Origin of the sequence: Micromonospora sp. WMMD964, assembly GCF_029581455.1 — a bacterium.
GTDB lineage: Bacteria > Actinomycetota > Actinomycetes > Mycobacteriales > Micromonosporaceae > Micromonospora.
The window spans coordinates 5,080,914-5,101,417 of the sequence record NZ_CP120860.1 but is presented as its reverse complement, the minus strand read 5'-3'; the positions used below and the strand labels follow the sequence as shown (position 1 = coordinate 5,101,417).

19 protein-coding genes and 1 pseudogene are annotated in these 20,504 nt (G+C 70.3%); 13 read left to right on the top strand and 7 right to left on the bottom strand.

Features of this window, described 5'->3' with window-relative positions:
* The first annotated feature begins 39 nt into the window (after nt 1–39).
* The gene (locus tag O7616_RS23360; protein WP_282303942.1) at nt 40–735 is read left to right on the top strand and encodes a YoaK family protein; all 696 of its coding nucleotides are present in this window, start codon (nt 40–42) and stop codon (nt 733–735) included.
* 33 nt (nt 736–768) lie between these two features.
* Here the strand turns inward: O7616_RS23360 and O7616_RS23355 are convergent, their stop codons facing one another.
* The 4 genes from O7616_RS23355 to O7616_RS23340 are packed head-to-tail and all read right to left on the bottom strand — an operon-like array spanning nt 769 to nt 4,085.
* Nucleotides 769–1,395 (bottom strand): response regulator transcription factor, encoded by a 627-nt coding sequence (locus O7616_RS23355; RefSeq protein WP_282303941.1) that lies wholly within the window; start codon nt 1,393–1,395, stop codon nt 769–771.
* On the bottom strand, nt 1,392–2,708 hold the full coding sequence (locus O7616_RS23350; protein ID WP_282303940.1) for a histidine kinase: 1,317 nt from the start codon (nt 2,706–2,708) through the stop codon (nt 1,392–1,394). Before O7616_RS23350 ends, O7616_RS23355 begins: the two co-directional genes overlap by 4 nt.
* Before the next feature lie 10 nt (nt 2,709–2,718).
* Entirely contained in the window at nt 2,719–3,162 is a 444-nt protein-coding gene (locus tag O7616_RS23345) for an ABA4-like family protein (protein WP_282303939.1), read from the bottom strand.
* On the bottom strand, nt 3,159–4,085 hold the full coding sequence (locus tag O7616_RS23340; protein WP_282303938.1) for a hypothetical protein: 927 nt from the start codon (nt 4,083–4,085) through the stop codon (nt 3,159–3,161). Before O7616_RS23340 ends, O7616_RS23345 begins: the two co-directional genes overlap by 4 nt.
* Nucleotides 4,086–4,251: 166 nt before the next feature.
* Between O7616_RS23340 and O7616_RS23335 the strand changes: the two genes are divergently transcribed.
* On the top strand, nt 4,252–5,001 hold the full coding sequence (locus O7616_RS23335; RefSeq protein ID WP_282303937.1) for a glyoxalase: 750 nt from the start codon (nt 4,252–4,254) through the stop codon (nt 4,999–5,001).
* Nucleotides 5,002–5,186: 185 nt separating this feature from the next.
* Nucleotides 5,187–6,359: a beta-propeller fold lactonase family protein gene (locus tag O7616_RS23330; protein WP_282303936.1), complete on the top strand. Its 1,173-nt coding sequence runs from the start codon at nt 5,187–5,189 to the stop codon at nt 6,357–6,359.
* 75 nt (nt 6,360–6,434) lie between these two features.
* On the opposite strand, the gene O7616_RS23325 is transcribed toward O7616_RS23330, so the two are convergent.
* Nucleotides 6,435–6,737, bottom strand: coding sequence for a helix-turn-helix transcriptional regulator (locus tag O7616_RS23325; protein ID WP_282303935.1), 303 nt, complete (start codon nt 6,735–6,737; stop codon nt 6,435–6,437).
* A 62-nt stretch (nt 6,738–6,799) separates the two neighbouring features.
* On the opposite strand from O7616_RS23325, the gene map reads away from it, so the two are divergent.
* From map to O7616_RS23300, 5 genes and pseudogenes are all read left to right on the top strand, one after another.
* Nucleotides 6,800–7,573 (top strand): type I methionyl aminopeptidase, encoded by a 774-nt coding sequence (gene map, locus O7616_RS23320; RefSeq protein WP_282303934.1) that lies wholly within the window; start codon nt 6,800–6,802, stop codon nt 7,571–7,573.
* 160 nt (nt 7,574–7,733) lie between these two features.
* Nucleotides 7,734–8,408, top strand: a pseudogene (locus O7616_RS23315) (CDP-alcohol phosphatidyltransferase family protein); the annotation flags it as partial.
* A gap of 242 nt (nt 8,409–8,650) precedes the next feature.
* Complete coding sequence (locus O7616_RS23310) at nt 8,651–10,309, top strand: sulfatase-like hydrolase/transferase (RefSeq protein ID WP_282303933.1); 1,659 nt, start codon at nt 8,651–8,653, stop codon at nt 10,307–10,309.
* A 31-nt stretch (nt 10,310–10,340) separates the two neighbouring features.
* Nucleotides 10,341–11,141: an FkbM family methyltransferase gene (locus O7616_RS23305; protein WP_282303932.1), complete on the top strand. Its 801-nt coding sequence runs from the start codon at nt 10,341–10,343 to the stop codon at nt 11,139–11,141.
* Nucleotides 11,142–11,167: 26 nt separating this feature from the next.
* Entirely contained in the window at nt 11,168–11,587 is a 420-nt protein-coding gene (locus O7616_RS23300; protein ID WP_282303931.1) for an ASCH domain-containing protein, read from the top strand.
* Between the two features lie 129 nt (nt 11,588–11,716).
* Here O7616_RS23300 and O7616_RS23295 read toward each other — a convergent pair whose 3' ends face one another.
* Complete coding sequence (locus tag O7616_RS23295) at nt 11,717–11,950, bottom strand: winged helix-turn-helix domain-containing protein (RefSeq protein ID WP_282303930.1); 234 nt, start codon at nt 11,948–11,950, stop codon at nt 11,717–11,719.
* Nucleotides 11,951–12,194: 244 nt separating this feature from the next.
* On the opposite strand from O7616_RS23295, the gene O7616_RS23290 reads away from it, so the two are divergent.
* From O7616_RS23290 to nrfD, 5 genes are all read left to right on the top strand, one after another.
* Nucleotides 12,195–12,398 (top strand): hypothetical protein, encoded by a 204-nt coding sequence (locus tag O7616_RS23290; RefSeq protein WP_282303929.1) that lies wholly within the window; start codon nt 12,195–12,197, stop codon nt 12,396–12,398.
* 76 nt (nt 12,399–12,474) lie between these two features.
* Complete coding sequence (locus tag O7616_RS23285) at nt 12,475–13,272, top strand: PrsW family intramembrane metalloprotease (RefSeq protein ID WP_282303928.1); 798 nt, start codon at nt 12,475–12,477, stop codon at nt 13,270–13,272.
* 144 nt (nt 13,273–13,416) lie between these two features.
* The gene (gene fdh, locus O7616_RS23280; RefSeq protein ID WP_282303927.1) at nt 13,417–16,692 is read left to right on the top strand and encodes a formate dehydrogenase; all 3,276 of its coding nucleotides are present in this window, start codon (nt 13,417–13,419) and stop codon (nt 16,690–16,692) included.
* A gap of 3 nt (nt 16,693–16,695) precedes the next feature.
* Entirely contained in the window at nt 16,696–17,739 is a 1,044-nt protein-coding gene (locus tag O7616_RS23275) for a 4Fe-4S dicluster domain-containing protein (protein WP_282303926.1), read from the top strand.
* On the top strand, nt 17,736–18,701 hold the full coding sequence (gene nrfD, locus O7616_RS23270; RefSeq protein ID WP_282303925.1) for an NrfD/PsrC family molybdoenzyme membrane anchor subunit: 966 nt from the start codon (nt 17,736–17,738) through the stop codon (nt 18,699–18,701). Before O7616_RS23275 ends, nrfD begins: the two co-directional genes overlap by 4 nt.
* Nucleotides 18,702–18,757: 56 nt before the next feature.
* Here nrfD and O7616_RS23265 read toward each other — a convergent pair whose 3' ends face one another.
* Complete coding sequence (locus tag O7616_RS23265; RefSeq protein ID WP_282307704.1) at nt 18,758–20,317, bottom strand: OFA family MFS transporter; 1,560 nt, start codon at nt 20,315–20,317, stop codon at nt 18,758–18,760.
* Nucleotides 20,318–20,504: the final 187 nt, after the last annotated feature.

Genomic DNA, 20,504 nt, shown 5'->3' with positions numbered 1-20,504 from the left:
TCTGGAGGGTGGCCGACGGTGTCGAGCACAGTCCCCCGCGTGATCCAGCCCGACCTCGCAGCTCAGCACGACCCGCGCCTCCTGCGCCGACGGCACGCGCTGGTCGTCGTGCTCACCTTCCTGACCGGCAGCGCCGACGCGCTCGGGTTCCTCTCCCTCGGCGGGGCCTTCGCCAGCGTCATGACCGGCAACATGGTCCTGCTCGGACTCTCGGCGGGCCGTGGCGACGCCGAGCTGGCGCTGACGTCGGGCTGCGCGATCGTCAGCTTCATCGTCGGTGTCCTCGCGGGGGCCCGCGTCGTCGGCTCGGCGCAACCGGACGACCCGGTCTGGCCGAGACGGGTCACCTGGGCGCTGGTCCTGGAACTGGTGGTGTTCGTCGTCTTCCTCGTCGTCTGGGAGGTCACGCTGCCCACCCCCGACGCGCGGGTGCACCTCGCGCTGCTCATGCTGTCCGCCGTCGCGCTGGGCGTGCAGAGCAGCGCGATCCAACGGTTCGGCGTGCCCGGCCTGTCCTCCACGTACCTCACCGGCACGCTCACCAGCCTGATCGCCGGCGTCGCCGCCCGCAGCCCCTGGGGCAGCCTGCGCCCCAAGGCGCAGGTCCTGCTGGCCCTCATGGTCGGCGCGGCGGTCGGCGCGCTCGTCGCCCTGCACCTGCCGGTCGTCGCCCCGGCGTTGTTGATCGTGCCACTGCTGCTCGTCATCGCCGTCTCCGCGCGGATGCGGGCCTGACCGTCTCGCCTCGCGACGCGTGGCAGGAGGGGGTCAGACACCACGCGCGAAGAGGGCCAGGCGTACCCGGTTGGGGCTGTCGGTCTTGGTCATCAGACTGGTGATGTGGGTCTTCACCGTGGTGACGCCGATGTGGAGTCGCTCGCCGATCTCGGTGTTGGACAGGCCCTCGGCGACCAGGTTCAGCACGTCCCGTTCGCGGGCGGTCAACCCCGGCACCGGTCGGGGTGTCTCGGGGCGGGCGTGTACCGCGCGTTGCACGAGACGTCGGAGCACCTCCGCACTGAACGGGCTGTCACCGGCGGCGGCCCGGCGGATGCCGTCCAGCAGATCGGTCGGGGGCGCGTCCTTGAGCAGGAACCCGCAGGCGCCGGCGGTCAGGGCGGGATAGAGGTGGTCGTCGTCGCCGAACGTGGTCAGCACCAGGATGCGGGTGGCGGGGCGTTCGGCGAGGATCCGGCTGGTCGCGGTGATCCCGTCGACGCCCGGCATGCGCAGGTCCATGACGACGACGTCGGGCAGCAGCCGCGCGGCGAGCGTGATCGCCTCGCGGCCGTTGTCGGCCTCCCCGACGACCTCGATGTCGGGTTGGGCGTCGCAGAGCATCCGCAGCCCGGCCCGGATGAGGTGCTGGTCGTCGACCAGCAGCACCCGGATCACGCCGGCTCCGGCGTGCGGGAGGCCGCCGGGGCCGCAGGGTCACCGGGAGTCGACCCGGCCGAGGCCGCACGGTCAGCGGGCGCCGACCCGGCCGAGGCCGCACGGTCGCCGGACACCGACCCGGCCGGGCTCCGGCCTGAGGCGCCGACCACGGCCGGGAGGGCGGTGCGCACCCGCCAGCCGGTGCCGGTCGGCCCCGCCTCCAACCGGCCGCCGAGGACCTCGACGCGCTCGCGCATGCCGGTGATGCCGTGCCCGCCACCGGCCGGGAGAGCAACCGGCACCCCGCCGCGGCCGGTGTCGGTGACCTCCCAGTGCACGGTGCCGTCGCGCACGGCGACGACGAGCCGCGCCACCGCTGACGTCCCGGCGTGTTTGGCCACGTTGGTCAGCGCCTCCTGGGTGAGCCGCAGCACGGCCATGCCGCGTACCGCGTCGAGTGAACCGATCGCCGCGTCGAGATCGGCCTCCACGGTGACACCCGCCTGTCGGGCCCGGTCGATGGACGCGCCGATCGCCGCCGGCAGCGCGGCGGGCTCGATCGCGGTCAGCGCCGCGTCGCCGCGTACCCCGTCGGGATTTCGCAGCACCGCGACCAGCCGGCGCAGTTCCGCGAGGGCCGCGGTGCCGGTGCCGTGCACGTCGTCGAAGACCTCGCCCACCCGGGGGTCCGGGTCGGTGAGCACGTGCCGGGCGACGCCGACCCGCAGGACCATCGACGCCACGTGGTGCGCGACCACGTCGTGCAGCTCGCGGGCGATGGCGCTGCGTTCGTCGGCGCGGGCCGCGCGGCTCTCCGACTCGTGCTGGCGTTGCTCGGCGAGGGCCCGCTCCAGCGCCTGCCGACTCAGCTCCCGGTTGGCGCGGATGACGAGGCCGAGCAGCACCGGCAGGCCGACCTCGACGGCGAGCCCGACGACCCCGGAGGCGAACCGGCGGGGCGGGTCGCCGATCGAGTCGGTCAGGTCGACGACCACCAGCAGCGCCGCGGCCAGCCAGATGGCCCGGGAGCCGCGCGCCCGCATGGTCATCTCGAACAACGCCCAACTGGCGCCGACCTGGTTGATGGTGAAGTCGTCGATCAGGCTGATGGCGACCGCCAGCAGCGCGGCCTGCGCCACCATGTTGACCGCCGGCCGGCGGTGCGCCACCAGCGCCGCGACGAACGCCGGCACCGCGAGGATCCACTGTGTCGTCGTGGGCGTGCTGGTGGAGTGCGGGACGACGAGCAGGTAGCACAGCCCGGTCAGGTCGAGAAGCACCATCCGCACGAGCGTGTCCCGCAGGTCGAACAGTCGCGCCAGCCAGCTCACGACGGTCAGCCTAGGCGTTGCCGGCCGGTGGCGGCGTCGGCCGCCGCCACCGGGTCCGGACCGCGAGGTACGCGGCCAGGCCGAGCGGTCCGAGCAGGATGGTCAGCAGCAGCACCGGAGCCATCACCAGCGCCGGCACCCCCCGTTCCCTGCTGTCCAACCACGCCCACCGCCCGACGAACAGGTCGAACGCGATCATGTGGGCCCAACCCGCCGCCGCGCCGTCGGAAGTGCCGAGCAGGTCCCGCACCCCGGCCAACGTCGGCGAGGCCACGGCCGGCAGCACCTCACCGAACGCCGGCAGCACCAGCAGCGCGTAGATCACCACAACCGGCAGGACGATCAGCGGCGAAGCGATGATCCGGGCGGTCCACGACCAGCGCGGCAGCAGGATCATCAGCGCCCAGAACGGCGCGGCCACCGCGAAGGTCAGGGAGAACAGCGTTTCGGTCATGCCGCCAGCGCCAGGTCCGGTCGGCGGCGGCGCGCCAGCACGAGCCCGGCGGCGGTCGCGGTCGTGACCACCAGGGCCGCGACCGCCGCGAGGGTCACGGCGTCCGGCCGTAGCAGCGGCTGTCCGCGCAGCGCCTGCCAGGTCAACATCACGGTGAGTACGCCGTACGCCCCGCCCGCGACGACCAGGAGCCGGACGCGGGTGCGCTCGTCGAGTCGGGTGGCGAACCGGCTCAGCAGGATCGCCAGGAGGGGCAGCGCCTGGAGGGCGTGCAGCCCGACGAAGTGCCCGATCCGCAGGTCGCCGCCGGTGGTGCTCCAGCCGACCACGGGCAGTCCCGCTCCGCCGTCGACGACCCCCACGCTGTGCGCCCCGGAGATCCCGTCGATCCCCGGCTCCTGCATGGGCAGCACCATCGGTATCGCCGCGAGCATGCCCAGCAGCGACAGGCCGAGCCCCCACCCGACCGCGGTCGCGGCGGCCCGGTCCGGGATCCGCCGGATCAGCAGCACGACGCCGATCAGGAGGTGCGCGAGGAACAGCACCATGATCGCCGCGCCCATCACCGAGAACAGTGCGCTGTTCAACGCGGAGGTGCCGTTGAAGTGGCTGGTCTGCCCGCGTACGACCTGGCCGACGATCACCACCATCTCGATCACCGCCATCGCGACGACGACCGTCGCCGCCCACTCTGCGGCTCGGCTGCGTCGTGGCAACAGGGTGAGCATCCAGGCGAGCGTCACGCCGTACAGCACGAAGGACACCGCGAACTTGAACGGCTTGAGCCAGATCGGCGCCCCGGTGAGGACGCGCGAGTCGACGAGGATGCCGACCACGCAGACGACGGCGAGCACCGCCATCGCGGATACGAAGAGCATCAGTGGGCGGTGCCAGTGTGCCGCCCGGCGCACATCGATTGTCATGTCTGTAGATGGTCGTGGTCGGGCCCGTCGATCACGTCCGACCGGAAGCCCCGGTTGCGGCCACCGGTCGGAACGCGTCTCCTACCGCGGTAGGAGACGAAACCGGGCGAGGCCCGTCGCCGGTAGTGGCACAATGGCCGGCCTGCCGATCGGACGGGGAACGATGATGGCGACCGATGAGGACCGTATCCAGCCGAATGAGACCACCGTGCCGTTGCTGCCCTGCCCGACGCCGGAGGAGACCCTGGCGTTCTGGCGTGCGCTCGGGTTCGAGGTGGTCTACGAGCAGCTCAAGCCTTACGTGTACCTGGCCTTCACCTTCAGTGGGTTCCAGCTGCACTACGGCCCGGCTCCCAAGGACCTGGACCCGGCGAGGGAGGCGTCCGGCGGCTGCCTGGTGATGGTCGACGCGGTCGCGCCGTACCACGCGGTCTTCGCCGACGCGATGCGCAGCACGTACGGCAAGGTGCCGGCCAAGGGTCTGCCTCGAATATCCCGCTACCGGGCCGGCACGTCGCGGTTCAGCGTCGTCGACCCGTCGGGCAACACCATCACCTTCATCCAGCGCGACGAGCCGAAGGATGTGGAGTACGGCGGGTCGAAGGAGCTCGAGGGGCTGGCCCGGGTCCTCGACAACGCCCGGATCCTGCGCGAGTTCAAGATGGACGACCGGGCGGCCTACCGGGCGCTCGACTCGGGGATGCGCCGCCGTGCCGAGGACGCGCCGGTGGTCGAGCAGGCGATGGCGTTGGCCGCCCTGATCGAACTGGCGACCGCGCTGGAGAAGGCCGATCAGGTGCCCGAGTGGGGCGCCCGACTCCGGTCGCTGTCCCTGAGCCTGGAGCAGCGGACGCAGGTGGAGGGGTACGTCGCCGACCCGACCGTCCTCGAACCGTGGTGGCCCGACCCGCGCTGAGCCCGAACCATCCCGCGATCCGGGCCGACGTCATAGGTCATAACCGCACAGACGTCATCTCGTTCGCGGGAAAGGCACGGAATTACCGCTTTAGGGTAAGTAAGGCCGGGACGCTTACCTGCTCCGATAGCGTTCGAAAGAGAGGAAAACTCGTATTCCTCCCTTCGGGTGCAAAGGAGTCAGTGATGAAGCGCAGCATCGCGCTCGCGGCAGCCCTCCTGGCGGGTCTGACCAGCGTCGGATCGACCCCCGGGACCGCCTTCGCCGACGGCGGCGGCCCTGGTTACCACGACGACCGCAAGGGGGGTGAACATCATCACGGCGGCGAGGGCGCGGTCTTCGTGCAGACCAACAAGGCCGAAGGCAACACCATCAAGGTGTACGACCGCGACGAGGACGGCCGCCTCACCAAAGCGGGTGAGTACGAGACCGGAGGGCTGGGCGGGTTCACCATCGGCGCTCCGCTCGACGCGCTCGCCTCGCAGGGGTCCCTGACCTACCACCGCGGTCTCCTCTTCGCGGTGAACGCCGGCAGCAACACCGTGACGGTCTTCGGCGTCGAGGGCACCAGGTTGCGCAAGCTCCAGGTCATCTGGTCCGGCGGTCTGCTGCCGGTCAGCGTCGCGGCCCGTGGTGACCTCGTCTACGTCCTCAACGCCGGTGGCGAGGGGTCGGTGCAGGGCTTCAAGCTGCACAAGGGGCACCTGTCGCGGATCGAGAACGCCAACCGGTCGCTCGGCCTGCACAACGGCAACCCGCCCGCGTTCGGGACCGCTCCGGCCCAGGTCAAGATCGACCCGGACAGCGAGTTCGTGCTGGTGTCGACCAAGGCCGCGAACGTCATGTTCAGCTACGAGATCGGTCGTCACGGCGAGTTGGCCCGCAACCCCGTCATCAGCGACGCGGGCAACGCCCCGTTCGGCTTCACCTTCGACACCGACGACACGCTGCTGGTCACCGAGTCCGGGGCGAACGCGGTCAGCCTGTTCGAGCTGGAGGAGGACGGCGAGCTGGACCAGATCGGGCCGTCGGTGCCCAACGGCCAGCAGGCGACGTGCTGGATCCAGCGCGTCGGCGACTACTTCTACGTCGCCAACGCCGGCACCTCCACCATCAGCTCCTACCGGGTCGACGACCACGGCAAGCTCGAACTGGTCGACGCCGTCGCCGCGGACACCGGCGGCGGGTCGATCGACATGACCACCAGCGACGGCTTCCTGTACGTGCAGAACGCCACCGCCGGCAACGTGCAGGGCTACGAGGTGCACGAGGACGGCTCGTTGAAGCTCGTCACCACCGTGGAGGGCCTGCCGAAGTTCGCCGACGGCATCGGCATGGAGGGCATCGCCGCCTCCTGAACGCATCACCCGCCGGCCCTGGTCGCTCACCGACCGGGGCCGGCGTCCGCGTGTCACCGGCAGGCGCGGGTGAGGCTAGGACGCCAACCGTTCGGCCACGCCGTGCTCTGCCGGAATGAACTCGGCCTCGTCGTCCGACTTGTTGATCTCCGACCACACCGCGTCGAGGGAGAGGCCGAGGACGTCGGCGATCACCGCGATGGTCGGGAAGGCGGGGGTGGCGATGCGGCCGGACTCGATCTTTCGGAGCGTCTCCGGTGAGACACCCGCGTCCAGCGCGGTGAGGAGCATCGAGCGCTCCCCCCGGGCGCGGCGCAGGAGGGCACCGAGACGCTGTCCGCGTTCGACCTCTGCGGGGGTGAGCGGCAACCTGACCATGCCCCGATTCTAGTACCGGGATAATATGGCCGGGATACTTATTGGTTCGAGGAAGGCCCGGCATGATCGAGATCCTGAGCCCCACCGACCTGCCGCGCGCCCGGGACACCGGCGCGCTGGTCGCCGGCATCCTCCAGACGCTGAAGAGCCGCAGCGTGGTCGGCACGAACCTGCTGGACATCGACGCCTGGGCACAGCGCATGATCGTCGAGGCCGGGGCGCAGTCCTGCTACGTCGACTACGAGCCGTCCTTCGGGCGCGGGCCGTTCGGCCACTACATCTGCACGTCCGTCAACGACGCGGTGCTGCACGGGCTGCCACACGACTACCGGCTCGCCGACGGCGACCTGCTGTCGCTCGACCTCGCCGTCTCGCTGGGTGGAGTCGTCGCCGACTCCGCGATCAGCTTCATCGTGGGCGAGGCGCAGCCTCCGGAGAGCGTCGCGCTCATCGACGCCACCCAGCGCGCGTTGACCGCCGGTATCGCCGCCGCCGGCCCCGGAGTCCCCATCGGTGACATCTCCCACGCCATCGGCTCGGTTCTCGGCGGGGCCGGATACTCGATCAACACCGAGTTCGGCGGTCACGGCGTCGGCTCGACGATGCACCAGGACCCGCACGTCTCCAACACCGGACGGCCGGGCCGCGGCTACCGGTTGCGCCCCGGCCTGCTGCTGGCCCTGGAGCCGTGGGTCATGGCGGACACCGCCACGCTGGTCACCGACCCCGACGGGTGGACCCTGCGCAGCGTGACCGGCTGCCGGACGGCGCACAGCGAGCACACCATCGCCGTCACCGAAGACGGCGTCGAGGTGCTCACCCTGCCGAGGCCCTGACCCCGCCCGGCGACCGGACGCCCCTACGGTGGACGATTAGCCGGCCACCCACGGGGCACGTCCCACTGTGACGCCCTGCCGAGTCGCGTTCAGAATGAACCGATCGGTCATGTTTTCCGTGATGACGGTCAGGGTCACCCACCAGAGTCACGGAGGCGCGATGTCAACGGTTCGAACGGGTCCGGTCATCGGACTGCTCGCGCAGATCGGCGTGCTGGGGGTGCTCGCGCAGACGGTCGGCCTCGGCCCGGCCGGGTGGACGGCCGGGCTGGCGTACGGGGTGGCGCTGTGCGTCCTGCTCAGTCGGGGGATGTCCCGCGCAGGCGCGCGTGACCTGAGCCCGGCCGACCGGGTGACCCTGAGCCGGGCGATCCTCGTCGGTGGCGTGACGGCCCTCGCGGCGGAGTCGCTCACCCGACCGGCGCCGGTGGCGCTGATGGTCGTCCTCACCAGTGTGGCGCTGGCCCTCGACGCCGTGGACGGATACACGGCCCGCCGTACCGGCACGTCCAGTGACCTCGGCGCACGGTTCGACATGGAGATCGACTCCTTCCTGGTCCTGGTGCTCTGCCTGCACGTGGCCCCCTCGGTGGGCGGCTGGGTGCTCGCCATCGGCGCGATGCGGTACGTCTTCGTCGCCGCGAGCTGGGTGCTGGGCTGGATGCGCGGATCGTTGCCGCCGCGCTACTGGCGCAAGGTCGTCGCCGCGATCCAGGGCGTGGTGCTGACGGTGGCGATGGGCGACGCGCTGCCCGGGCCGCTGACGGTCGTCGTGGTGGTGGCGTCGCTGGCGCTGCTGGTCGAGTCGTTCGGGCGGGACGTCACGTGGCTGTGGACGACCCGTCACCTCCGCCGCGCCCCGGTCCACGACGCTTCGGAGGACCGGCGCACTCCGGTCATCCACGGCACGACCGACGGGCTGCCCTGGCCGGAACATCGGACGGTCGCCGTGGCCCGACGCGGGATCGCCCGCGTCTGAGCCGCCCCGATGTCACGCTCGACGAAGATCATGGAAGGATGCCCGGGTTGTCGCTCTTGACGCGCGTACGTCAGATGCCGAGCCAGGGACGGAAGACGATGAGGGACGAGCCTTCGGACGTCACCGCCACCGACGGGACCGAGGCCGAGGGGCGGCCGAAGCGCACCGTCGTGGCCCGCCTGGTCACCCTCCTGGCTGTGCTGCTCGTGCTGCTCGTGCTCACCCTCCCGTACGACTTCGGCCGCCTCAGCCCGGGGGCGTTCGTGCGGATCCCGCTGGAGGCGCTGCTGGCCGTCGCCCTCCTGCTCGCCCTGCCGACCCGCTGGAGTCGGTTGGTGGCGACCATCGCCGGGGTGGCTCTCGGCCTGCTCGGCCTGCTGAAGCTGTTCGACCTGGGGTTCACCGCCGCGCTCAGCCGGGCCTTCGACCCGGTGCTGGACTGGGCGTTGCTCGACGAGGGGTTCGCCTTCGTCAGCGAGTCCTACGGCCGGCCCGTCGCCATCGGCGTGGCGATCACCCTGGCGGTGGTGGCCGTCGGCCTACCCACCCTGGTCACGCTGTCGATGCGACGACTGCGCCGGCTGGTGATCCGGCACCGCACCGGGACCACGCGGGTCGTGGCGGCGCTGGTGGTCGTCTGGGTGGTCTGCGCCGCGTTCAACGTGCGGGTGGTCGAGGGCGTGACGGTCGCCGACACGTCCGCGACCACCCTGACCAACGGCCACGGCTTCCAGGTGCGCCTGCGTCTCGACGACCGGGAGAGGTTCGCCGCGCTCCTCGGCGAGGACCGGTTCGCCGGCACTCCCGGCGACCAACTCCTCACCGCGCTGCGCGGTAAGAACGTGGTCATCTCCTTCGTGGAGAGCTACGGCCGGGACGCCGTCGAGGACCCGGAGTTCGCCTCACAGGTCGGCGCCGTCCTCGACGGCGGAACCAGCCGACTCAACGCGGCCGGGTTCGCCGCGCAGAGCGGTTTCCTCACCTCGCCGACGTTCGGCGGCGGCAGTTGGCTCGCCCATGACACGCTGCTCTCCGGCCTCTGGGTCGACAACGACCAGCGGCACCGCACCCTGTTGGCGAGTGACCGACTGACCCTCAACAAGGCGTTCCAACGGGCGAGCTGGCAGACCGTCGGCGTGATGCCCGCGGTGAGCAAGCCGTGGCCGGAGGGTTCGTTCTTCGGCTACGACCGGTTCTACGACGCCCGGAAGCTCGCCTACCGGGGGCCGAAGTTCAGCTTCGGCACCATGCCCGACCAGTACACCCTCGCCAGCTGGCGTCGTCTGGAGCAGGCGAAGCCCACCGGCGTCCCGACGATGACGGAACTCGCGCTGGTGTCGAGCCACGCGCCGTGGACGCCCGTCCCGGACCTGGTCGACTGGGCCGCCCTCGGCAACGGGGCGATCTTCAAGGGGACCGCCGAGGAATCCGACGACAAGCGACGCAACACCGAGCAGATCCGCGCGGACTACCGGCACTCCATCGAGTACACGTTGAGCGCGCTCATCTCCTACGTGCAGACCTACGGCGACGACGACCTCGTGTTCATCTTCCTCGGCGACCACCAGCCCGCCGCCGTGGTCACCGGCGACAACGCCAGCCGAGACGTCCCGATCTCCATCATCACCCGGGACCGGGCCGTCCTGGACCGGATCTCCGGGTGGGGTTGGCAGGACGGGCTCAAGCCGGGACCGCAGGCACCGGTCTGGCGGATGGACACCTTCCGGGACCGGTTCCTGACCGCCTTCGGGCCGTAACCCGACCACCCTCACGGACTGGATCAGACAGATGACGGCTGGCACCGACACCAGGATCGCCGCGCTCCGGACCGACCCGGCGATGTCCCCGTTGCACCGATCGCTGGACGTCTACTACGGCGACGCCGAGCGAGGCGCGCGGATGGACGCCTTCTACTCCCGGTTCGTCGCCGAGGGGGATCTCGTCTTCGACGTCGGCTCGCACGTGGGCGACCACATCGCCAGCTTCCGTCGCCTCGGGGCGCGGGTGGTGGCCGTGGAGCCGCAGCCGCTGTGCCTGCGCGCCCTGCGGGCGATCTACGCCGACGACGACCAGGTGACGCTCGTCGAAGCGGTCTGCGGCGCGGCACCCGGGAGCACCCGCTTCCACGTCAACTCCGCCAACCCCACCGTGTCCACCGCCTCGCCCGACTTCATGCGGGCCGCGGAGGGCGCCGGCGGGTGGGAGGGCCAGGTGTGGGACGCCGACATCGAGGTCCCGGTGGTCACCGTCGACGCCCTCGTCACCGAGTACGGCGTGCCGACCTTCGCGAAGATCGACGTGGAGGGGTTCGAGGACGAGGTGCTGGCCGGTCTGACCCGCCCGTTGCCCGCGCTCTCGTTCGAGTTCACCACCATCGCGCGCCCGGTCGCCTCCCGGTGTCTCGACCGCCTCACCGCGCTCGGCTTCGACGGCTTCGACGTGGCGCTGGGCGACGACAAGTCGATGACGTTCCGACGCTGGGTCTCCGCGACCGACATGGCGACGCACCTCGCCGCGCTGCCGCACCACGCCAACTCCGGCGACGTGTACTGCGTGACCGGCGGCGGGTCGGCCCACCGCCGCTCGTAGCGCGCCCTGTCGCGTACCCTCCGCGGATGGACCTCGATGATCTCCCGCTGGCCGAGTTCGCGTTCCCGGGGCCGTTGCGGGACAAGCTCGTGGGCGCGATCCTCTCCGGCGCGAAGACCTCGACCACCGGCCTGCTGGCCGGGTACGAGCGCGCCAACGAGCCGCTGCCCGAGGTCGGTCACCTCTCCGCCGTGGTGGACTCCGCCGGCCGGCGGGTCGCGGTCATCGAACTGACCGAGGTACGGGTGATCCGTCTCGCGGACGTCGACCTGCGCCACGCCCTGGACGAGGGGGAGGGCGACGAGTCCGTGGCGCAGTGGCGGGCGGGGCACGAGACGTTCTGGCACAGCGCGGAGGTCCGTGAGGAGTTGGGCGACCCAGACTTCACTGTGGACGACGACACGCTGGTGGTGACCGAGCGCTTCCGCCTGGTGCACGTGGTCTGACGCCCGCCATTCGTCGGGGCGCGGCGATCGTTGGCAGCTCAGCAGCCCGGCGCCCGGCGTGTCGAACTGCTCAGCTGACAACGATCAAGCGGATAGCGGTGCGGCGGCATCGAGGGTCGGCTAACCACTCTACTTCGACGGTCCTGCCTCAGCCACATAGACGCCTTTTCCGGGGAATCCCTCGACCAGTTCCCGGTCTTTGAGGATGGTCATGACCCGGTTGATGGTGGAGATGTGCACGTTGTGTTGTTCGGCCAGCTCGCGTGTGGACGGCAGCTTCTCTCCCGGGGTGAGTTCTCCGGACTTGATCTTCTCGGCGATCTCGTTGGCGATGCGCCGGTAGTCCACTCTCTCGGTCGGCATGAGTCGATCTCCGTGGGTTCCCTGGTTTCGGCACCCTGATTCGATCACGAGCAGAGCTGTTCCAACAAGTTCCAAGCTGTTGCTTGACCTACTCCTACAGGTTGGAATAGGTTGGTGGCTCAGTCGGGTTCCCTGGTTTCGGCAAACTCCTGGGTTCCCGACGGCAACCCACCTGGGGGAGCACGACGTATGGACTCTGCCTCCCAGGTGGGGACTAATCGTGATCGCAGGGAGGGTGCCGACTGTGCCGATCGACGAGCCGATCTCCACGGCAACCGCGTTGTTCACTGCCAGGAGGGTTCTGGACGTCCATTGGACCCGGGCGCTCGACCGGCCGTGGCGGGCAGGCGGGTGCCTGGAGTGCCGCAGTCGCGACAACTGTCCGCAGCTCGACTGGGCGATCGAGCTGGTCGCCGACGTGGCAGCGGTGATGTTCCAGAAACGCTGATCCGTGTGTTCGGAGGCGTACGGGACTTCGGTGCCGGGGCTGGTCTTCGTAACCTGGGTCGGCCACACTGCGCGGTATGGGTGATCGTTCGCGCCGGTGGGCGTGGGTTGCAGTCCTGGTCATCGGGCTGATCCTTTACTTGGCGGTGCTGCGGACCCTGGTCAGCACGCAGAATCCGAACTTCGTGCCGGCGTTGATCCTGCTCGGGGCGACGCTGGTGCCGTTGACGTTCCTGACGTTCGCGCAGGCCCGCACCGGGCGGTGGCAGGTGCCGGCGTCGGTGTTGGTGACGTCGGCGTTCTTCGGCGGTGTGATCGGCACGGTGGTCGCCGGCACCCTGGAGTACGACACCCTTCGCGGCCTCGGCACCCTGCCCATGCTGTTCGTGGCGCTGATCGAGGAGTCGGCGAAGCTGATCGTGCCGGTGGTGCTGCTGTTCACGGTGGTGGCCCAGCACCGACGCCGGGTGCCCTCGGACGGGCTGGTCATCGGCGTCGCCGCCGGCATGGGGTTCGCCGCGTTGGAGACGATGGGGTACGCGTTCAGCGCGCTGCTGAGTTCGCAGGGCAACATCGGGGCGGTGGAGCAGACCCTGTTCATCCGTGGTCTGACCGCGCCCGCCGGTCACACGGCCTGGACCGGGCTCACCGCCGGCGCCCTGTGGGCGTTGCTGGCCACCCCGAGCGCCCGTCGGCTGCTCGGGTTCATCGGCACGTTCGTCGGCGTCGTCGTCCTGCACACCCTCTGGGACACGTTCACCGGCTCGCTGGTCTTCGTCGTGGTGGCGCTCGTCAGCATCGGCTGGCTGTTCTGGGAGCTGCACCGCTACCGGGCGTTCAACGACCACCCCGTCGACCGGTTGCCACCGCACTGACCCGTCACCGCACCGCATGCCTCTTCCGGCCCGTACCGAGGGCTGGGGGAGGCATGACTGTTCGTGATCCCGCTGCGACGGGGACGGCACCTCGACTAATGTCAGGCTGTTCACATTTGGTGTGATTAGTCGGGAAGGTGCGCGATGGGGGTACCTCGCTGGATCGAGGGCTGGCCGGTCTACCGGCAGCTCACCGGCACCGACCCGCTCGGCCGGGGCACGGCGGCCGAGTCCGCCGGATCTCGCGCGCTCACCGCCCGCACCGACACCGCCGACTCGATGGCCCGGTCCGTCTGCCCGTACTGCGCGGTGGGTTGTGGGCAGCGGGTGTTCGTCAAGGACGGGCAGGTCAGTCAGATCGAGGGTGACCCGGACAGCCCCATCTCGCGGGGTCGGCTCTGCCCGAAGGGCGCGGCCAGTAAGAGTCTGGTGACCAGCCCACTGCGGCAGACCAAGGTCCGCTACCGCCGCCCGTACGGCACCGAGTGGGAGGACCTCGACCTCGACACGGCGATGAACATGATTGCCGACCGGGTGCTGGCCGCCCGCGACGAGACCTGGGAGGACGTCGACCCCGAGGGCCGGCCGCTCAACCGGACGCTGGGCATCTCCAGTCTGGGTGGGGCGACGCTGGACAACGAGGAGAACTACCTCATCAAGAAGTTGTTCACCGCGATGGGGGCGCTCCAGATCGAGAACCAGGCCCGTATTTGACACTCCTCGACCGTCCCCGGTCTGGGGACCAGCTTCGGCCGTGGCGGCGCCACCCAGTACCAGCAGGACCTGTCGAACTCGGACGTCATCGTCATCCAGGGTTCGAACATGGCCGAGGCGCACCCGGTGGGTTTCCAGTGGGTGATGGAGGCCAAGCGCCGGGGCGCGAAGGTGTTCCACGTCGACCCACGCTTCACCCGCACCAGCGCGCTGGCCGACGCGTACCTGCCGATCCGGGCGGGCACCGACATCGCGCTGCTCGGCGGGGTGATCCGCTACATCCTGGAGAACGAGCTGGACTTCCGGGAGTACGTGGTCTCCTACACCAACGCCGCGACGATCGTGACCGAGGAGTTCGCCGACACCGAGGACCTGCACGGGCTCTTCTCCGGCTTCCAGGAGGAGAACGCCTCGTACGACCAGACCAGTTGGCGCTACGAGGGCCACGGGCAGAACCAGACGACCCGGGACACCGAGATCCAGCGGGAGACCGGCGCCGGGCTGGAACACGAGTCACACGGCGCTCCCGTGGGCGGCGAGACCGAACGCGACGAGACGTTGCAGCACCCGCGCTGCGTCTACCAGATCCTGAAGCGGCACTACGCCCGCTACACCCCGGAGATGGTGGAACGGGTCTGCGGGATCCCGCAGGAGAAGTTCCTCGAACTGGCGCAGGCCTGGACGGAGAACTCCGGCCGGGACCGCACCGGCATGCTCGTCTATTCGGTGGGCTGGACCCAGCACAGCGTCGGGGTGCAGTACATCCGTACCGGCGCGATCATCCAACTCCTGCTGGGCAACATGGGTCGCCCGGGTGGCGGGGTGATGGCGCTGCGCGGGCACGCCAGCATCCAGGGTTCCACCGACATCCCGACGTTGTTCAACCTGCTGCCGGGCTACCTGCCGATGCCGCACCACGCCAACCACCCGACGCTGGACGCGTGGGTGGACAGCATCCGGCACCCGGGGCAGAAGGGTTTCTGGGGTAACGCCCGCACCTACGCCGTCAACCTGCTCAAGGCGTACTGGGGTGACGCCGCCACCGCCGAGAACGACTACTGCTACGGCTACATGCCGCGGATGACCGGGGACCACGGCACCTACCAGCAGGTGCTCAACATGATCGACGGGAAGGTCAAGGGTTACTTCCTGTTGGGTCAGAACCCGGCGGTCGGTTCGGCGCACGGCCGGGCGCAGCGGCTCGGCATGGCCAACCTCGACTGGCTCGTGGTCCGCGACCTGTTCGAGGTCGAGAGCGCGACGTTCTGGAAGAACGCGCCGGAGATCGAGACCGGCGAGATCGTGCCGGACGAGTGCCGTACCGAGGTGTTCTTCCTGCCGGCCGCGTCGCACGTGGAGAAGGAGGGCACGTTCACGCAGACGCAGCGGTTGTTGCAGTGGCGGGAGAAGGCCGTCGAGCCGCCGGGCGACGCCCGCTCCGAGCTGTGGTTCTTCTACCACCTGGGCCGGGTGATCCAGGAGCGGTTGGCGACGTCGACGAAGGCCCGCGACCGGGCGCTGCTCGACCTGGCCTGGAACTACCCGACGCACGGTCCGCACGCGGAGCCGAGCGCCGAGGCGGTGCTGCGGGAGATCAACGGGTACGACGTGGCGACCGGCCGCCCGCTGTCGTCGTTCACCGAGATGACCGACGACGGCTCCACCGTCGGCGGCTGCTGGATCTACACCGGGGTGTACGCGGACGGCGTCAACCAGGCCGCCCGTCGCAAACCGGGTGCGGAGCAGTCCCTGGTGGCTCCGGAATGGGGTTGGGCGTGGCCGGCGAACCGGCGCATCCTCTACAACCGTGCGTCGGCCGACCCGGACGGCAACCCGTGGAGTGAGCGCAAACGCTACGTGTGGTGGGACGCCGACAAGGGCGAGTGGACCGGCTACGACGTGCCGGACTTCGAGAAGACCAAACCGCCGTCCTACCGACCGGAGCACGACTCCTCAGGCGTGGCGGGCATCGCCGGCGACGACCCGTTCATCCTTCAGGGCGACGGCAAGGGCTGGCTGTACGCGCCCACCGGCGTCCTCGACGGCCCGCTGCCCACGCACTACGAGCCGGTCGAGTCGCCGGTGCGGAACCCGCTCTACCGGCAGCAGGCCAACCCGACCCGCAAGGTCTACACCCACCCGATCAACACGCTCAACCCGAGCCCGCCGGAACCGTACAGCCAGGTGTTCCCGTACGTGTTCACGGTCAGCCGGCTCACCGAGCACCACACCGCCGGTGGGATGAGCCGGACGGTGTCGCCGCTGGCCGAGTTGCAGCCGGAGATGTTCGTCGAGGTGTCCCCGGAATTGGCGGTCGAACGCGGTCTCACCCATCTGGGCTGGGCGCACCTGATCACCGCCCGGGCGGCCATCGAGGCGAAGGTGCTGGTGACGGATCGGCTCACCCCGTTGCGGGTGGACGGGCGGATCATCCACCAGCTCTGGCTGCCGTACCACTTCGGTTTCGAGGGTCTGGTGACCGGCGACTCGGCCAACGACCTGTTCGGCATCAGCCTGGATCCGAACGTCCTGATCCAGGAGAGCAAGGTCGGCACCTGCGACATCCGATCCGGGCGTCGCCCGAGAGGCGCGGAGCTGCTGGCGCTCCTCGTCGACTACCGGCGGCGATCCGGTGACCTCAACCCGCACTACCCACCGATGGTCACGACCGACTCCGCGGACAGCGGCTTGGACCAGGAGGTCTGACCCATGCCCCACGCCAACGCCCTGTACGGCCCGTTGGACCCGGCGCCGGACGCGGGCTATGTGAACGCGCCGCCGCGGATGGGGTTCTTCACCGACACGAGTGTCTGCATCGGGTGCAAGGCGTGTGAGGTGGCGTGCAAGGAGTGGAACGGGGTGCCGGAGAGCGGGTTGGACCTGCTCGGCATGTCGTACGACAACACGGGTGCGTTGACCGCGAACTCGTGGCGGCACGTGGCGTTCGTCGAGCAGCCCCGCCGTGCCGGTCTGGCGTCCCCGGCGTTCGCCGACACCCCGGACGGGCCGCCGGTCAGCCCGGTCACCGCGGCGGCCGGTGCGTCGACCAGCGCCGACACCGGTACCGACCCGGGCCTGCCCACCGGTTCACCCGAGGCGGCGGCCCGGATGTCGGCCGGACCGGAGTTCCTGGGGATGCCGGGTGCGCAGCCGCCCGGTCGAGGGTCCGGTGCGGAGGGGCGTACCGATTTCCGGTGGTTGATGATGTCGGACGTCTGTAAGCACTGCACTCACGCGGCGTGTCTGGACGTGTGTCCGACGGGGTCGTTGTTCCGGACGGAGTTCGGGACGGTGGTGGTGCAGGAGGACATCTGCAACGGGTGTGGGTACTGCATCTCGGCGTGTCCGTACGGGGTGATCGATCAGCGTAAGGGTGATGGTCGGGCGTGGAAGTGCACGTTGTGCTACGACCGGCTCGGTGCGGGGATGACTCCGGCGTGCGCGCAGGCGTGTCCGACGGAGTCGATCCAGTACGGGCCGCTTGACGAGCTGCGGGAGCGGGCCGCCACGCGGGTGGCGACGTTGCGGGGGCGGGGGGTGTCCGAGGCGCGGTTGTACGGGCACGACCCGGACGACGGTGTCGGCGGTGACGGGGCGTTCTTCCTGCTGTTGGACGAGCCCGAGGTGTACGGGCTGCCCCCGGACCCGGTCGTGACCACCCGCGACCTGCCGAAGATGTGGAAACGCGCCGGGCTGGCCGCCCTGGTGATGACCGCCGCCACGGTGGTCGCGTTCCTGGGCAGGCGGTCATGACCCGCGGCGGCGAGCACCTGACGGTGCCGGCGGCCGACTTCACCTCCTACTACGGCCGCCCGATCCTCAAACCGCCGGTGTGGAAGCGCGACATCGCCGGTTACCTGTTCACCGGAGGGCTCGCCGCCGGGGGAGCGCTGATCGGCGCGGGCGCCCAACTGACCGGGCGGCCCGCTCTGCGGCAGGTGGGGCGGTGGACGGCGCTGGGCGGCGTCGGCGCCAGCGCGTACCTGCTGGTGCACGACCTCGGACGACCGGCCCGGTTCCACCACATGCTCCGGATCGCCAAGCTGACCTCGCCGATGTCGGTCGGCACCTGGATCCTCACCGCGTTCGGCCCGGCAGCCGGCGTGGCCGCGGTCGCCGAGCTGGCAACCCGACTCCCCGATCACGGTGTGCTCGGTCTCGCCCGCCGCCTGGCCCCACCGGTCGGCGACATCGCCGGCCTGGCCGCCGCTGCCACCGCCCCGGCACTCGCCACGTACACCGGGGTGCTGCTCGCCGACACCGCCGTACCGGCGTGGCACGACGCGTACCCCTTCCTGCCGTTCGTCTTCGGTGGCAGCGCGCTCGCCGCCGCCACCGGGGTCGGTCTGATCGCGACGCCGGCCGCCCAGACCGCCCCGCTGCGGCGACTCGCGGTCGTCGCCGCGACCGTCAAGTACGCCGGCGGTCGCCGGATGGAGCGGTTGGGCCTGACCGGTGAGCCCTACCGGCAGGGGCGCAGTGGTCGGCTGGTCCGGGCGGGAGACGTGCTGCTCGGCGTGGGCACCGTCGCCGCGCTGTTCAGCCGGCGCAGCCGGGTCCTGGCCGCGCTCTCCGGCGCCGCTCTGGTGGCGTCGTCCGTCGCCACCCGGTTCGGCGTCTTCGAGGCCGGCATGGCGTCGGCGCGCGACCCGAAGTACACGGTCGTGCCGCAACGGGAGCGACGCGACGAGAAGGGGTCGGCGACCCGGCTCTGAACGGAGAGGACGGCGCCCCCTGCGTGGGCGCCGTCCTTCCGAGCCGCTTCGCCGCGTCAGCCGGTGAACAGCTTCGCGGCGGTGATCAGGGTCTGGACGATGCCGTACCCGAGGAGCACCGCGATCAGCAGCCAGGACAACCAGAGCCGCCCGGTCTGGCTACCGACGCGCGGCGGCGCGGGCGGCTGGCTGTCCCGCCCGAGAGCGACCGGCTCGGTGACAGTTGCCTTCGCCACGGGCGAGGTCGGCCCTCGGTTCGGTTCGTGGAACCGCTCGGGCACGGAGCGGACCAGCAGGTTCGCGATGAACCCGATGGCGAGGATGCCGACCATGGTGAACAGGGCGGGCCGGTACGCCGCCGCGGTGAGGGTGCCGGGCTTGCCCTGCGTGTCGAGGATCCCGTTGACGATCAGCGGGCCGGCGACACCCGCGGCCGACCACGCGGTCAGGATCCGGCCGTGGATGGCCCCGACCTGGAAGGTGCCGAACAGGTCACGCAGGTAGGCGGGCATGGTGGCGAAGCCACCGCCGTAGAAGGAGATGATCGCGGCGGCGATCAGCACGAAGACCGCGGTCGCGGAGTGGCCCGCGACGGCGAGCAGCAGGTACAGCACCATGCCGACGCCGAGGTAGACCATGTAGATCGGTTTGCGGCCGATGAGGTCGGACGTCGTCGACCAGACGAAGCGCCCCGCCATGTTGAACAGCGACAGCACCCCCACGAAACCGGCCGCCGCCGTCACCGAGACCGTGGTGGCGGTCCCGTTGTCCCGGAAGAAGTCCTGGATCATCGGGCTTGCCTGCTCCAGGATGCCGATGCCCGCGGTGACGTTGCAGAACAGCACGATCCACAGCAACCAGAACGATCGGGTACGCACGGCATTCGACGCCGACACGCTCGCCGTCGTCACGAGAGGCCGGGTGGCGACGCTCGCGGGGTCGAACCCGGCGGGCCGCCAGTCCGGCGCCGGTACCCGGACGTTGAAGGGGCCGAACATCATGATCACGAAGTATCCGATGCCGAACGTGACGAAGAGCGCCACGAGGGCGTGTCCCGAGGCCACCGCCGCGGGGTTGTCGGGGTTGTAGCCGGAGTCGTAGAGGGAGAGCAGTTGGCGCGCGAGCGGGCCGGCGACGAGGGCGCCGCCGCCGAACCCCATGATGGCCAACCCGGTGGCGAGGCCGGGCCGGTCCGGGAACCACTTGATCAGTGTGGAGACGGGCGAGATGTAGCCGATGCCGAGCCCGATGCCACCGATGACGCCGTAACCGAGGTAGAGCAGCCAGAGCTGTTGGGTCGCGATGCCGAGCGCGCCGACCAGGAACCCCGTGGCCCAGAAGCACGCGGAGACGAACATCGCCCGCCGCGGTCCGTTCCGCTCCACCCAACGGCCACCCACCGCCGCGGACGAACCCAGCATCACGATGGCGATACTGAAGATCGCCCCGATCGCCGTCTGACTGACGTCGAAGTGCGCGATGAGGGAGTTCTTGTAGACACTCGTGGCATAGACCTGACCGATGCACACGTGCACGGCCAGGGCCGCGGTCGGGATGAGCCAGCGGCTGTATCCCGGGGGAGCGACAGTGTGCCGGGGATCGAAGACCGACAGCATGGGCATCCCACACCTCCTGCGGCTGAGTAGGCCGGCGGCGGTGCAGGGCTGTCCGTCCGGTCGTTGACCGAGCGGCACCGCCACGGTGGCGGCCCGGTGCACGCCTGCGGCAGCCGTAGTCCGGCTGCATCCTCACGTTACGTGTCAGTGAGTTCACAGCCTGTCATTACCGTAAAACGCAGGTGCG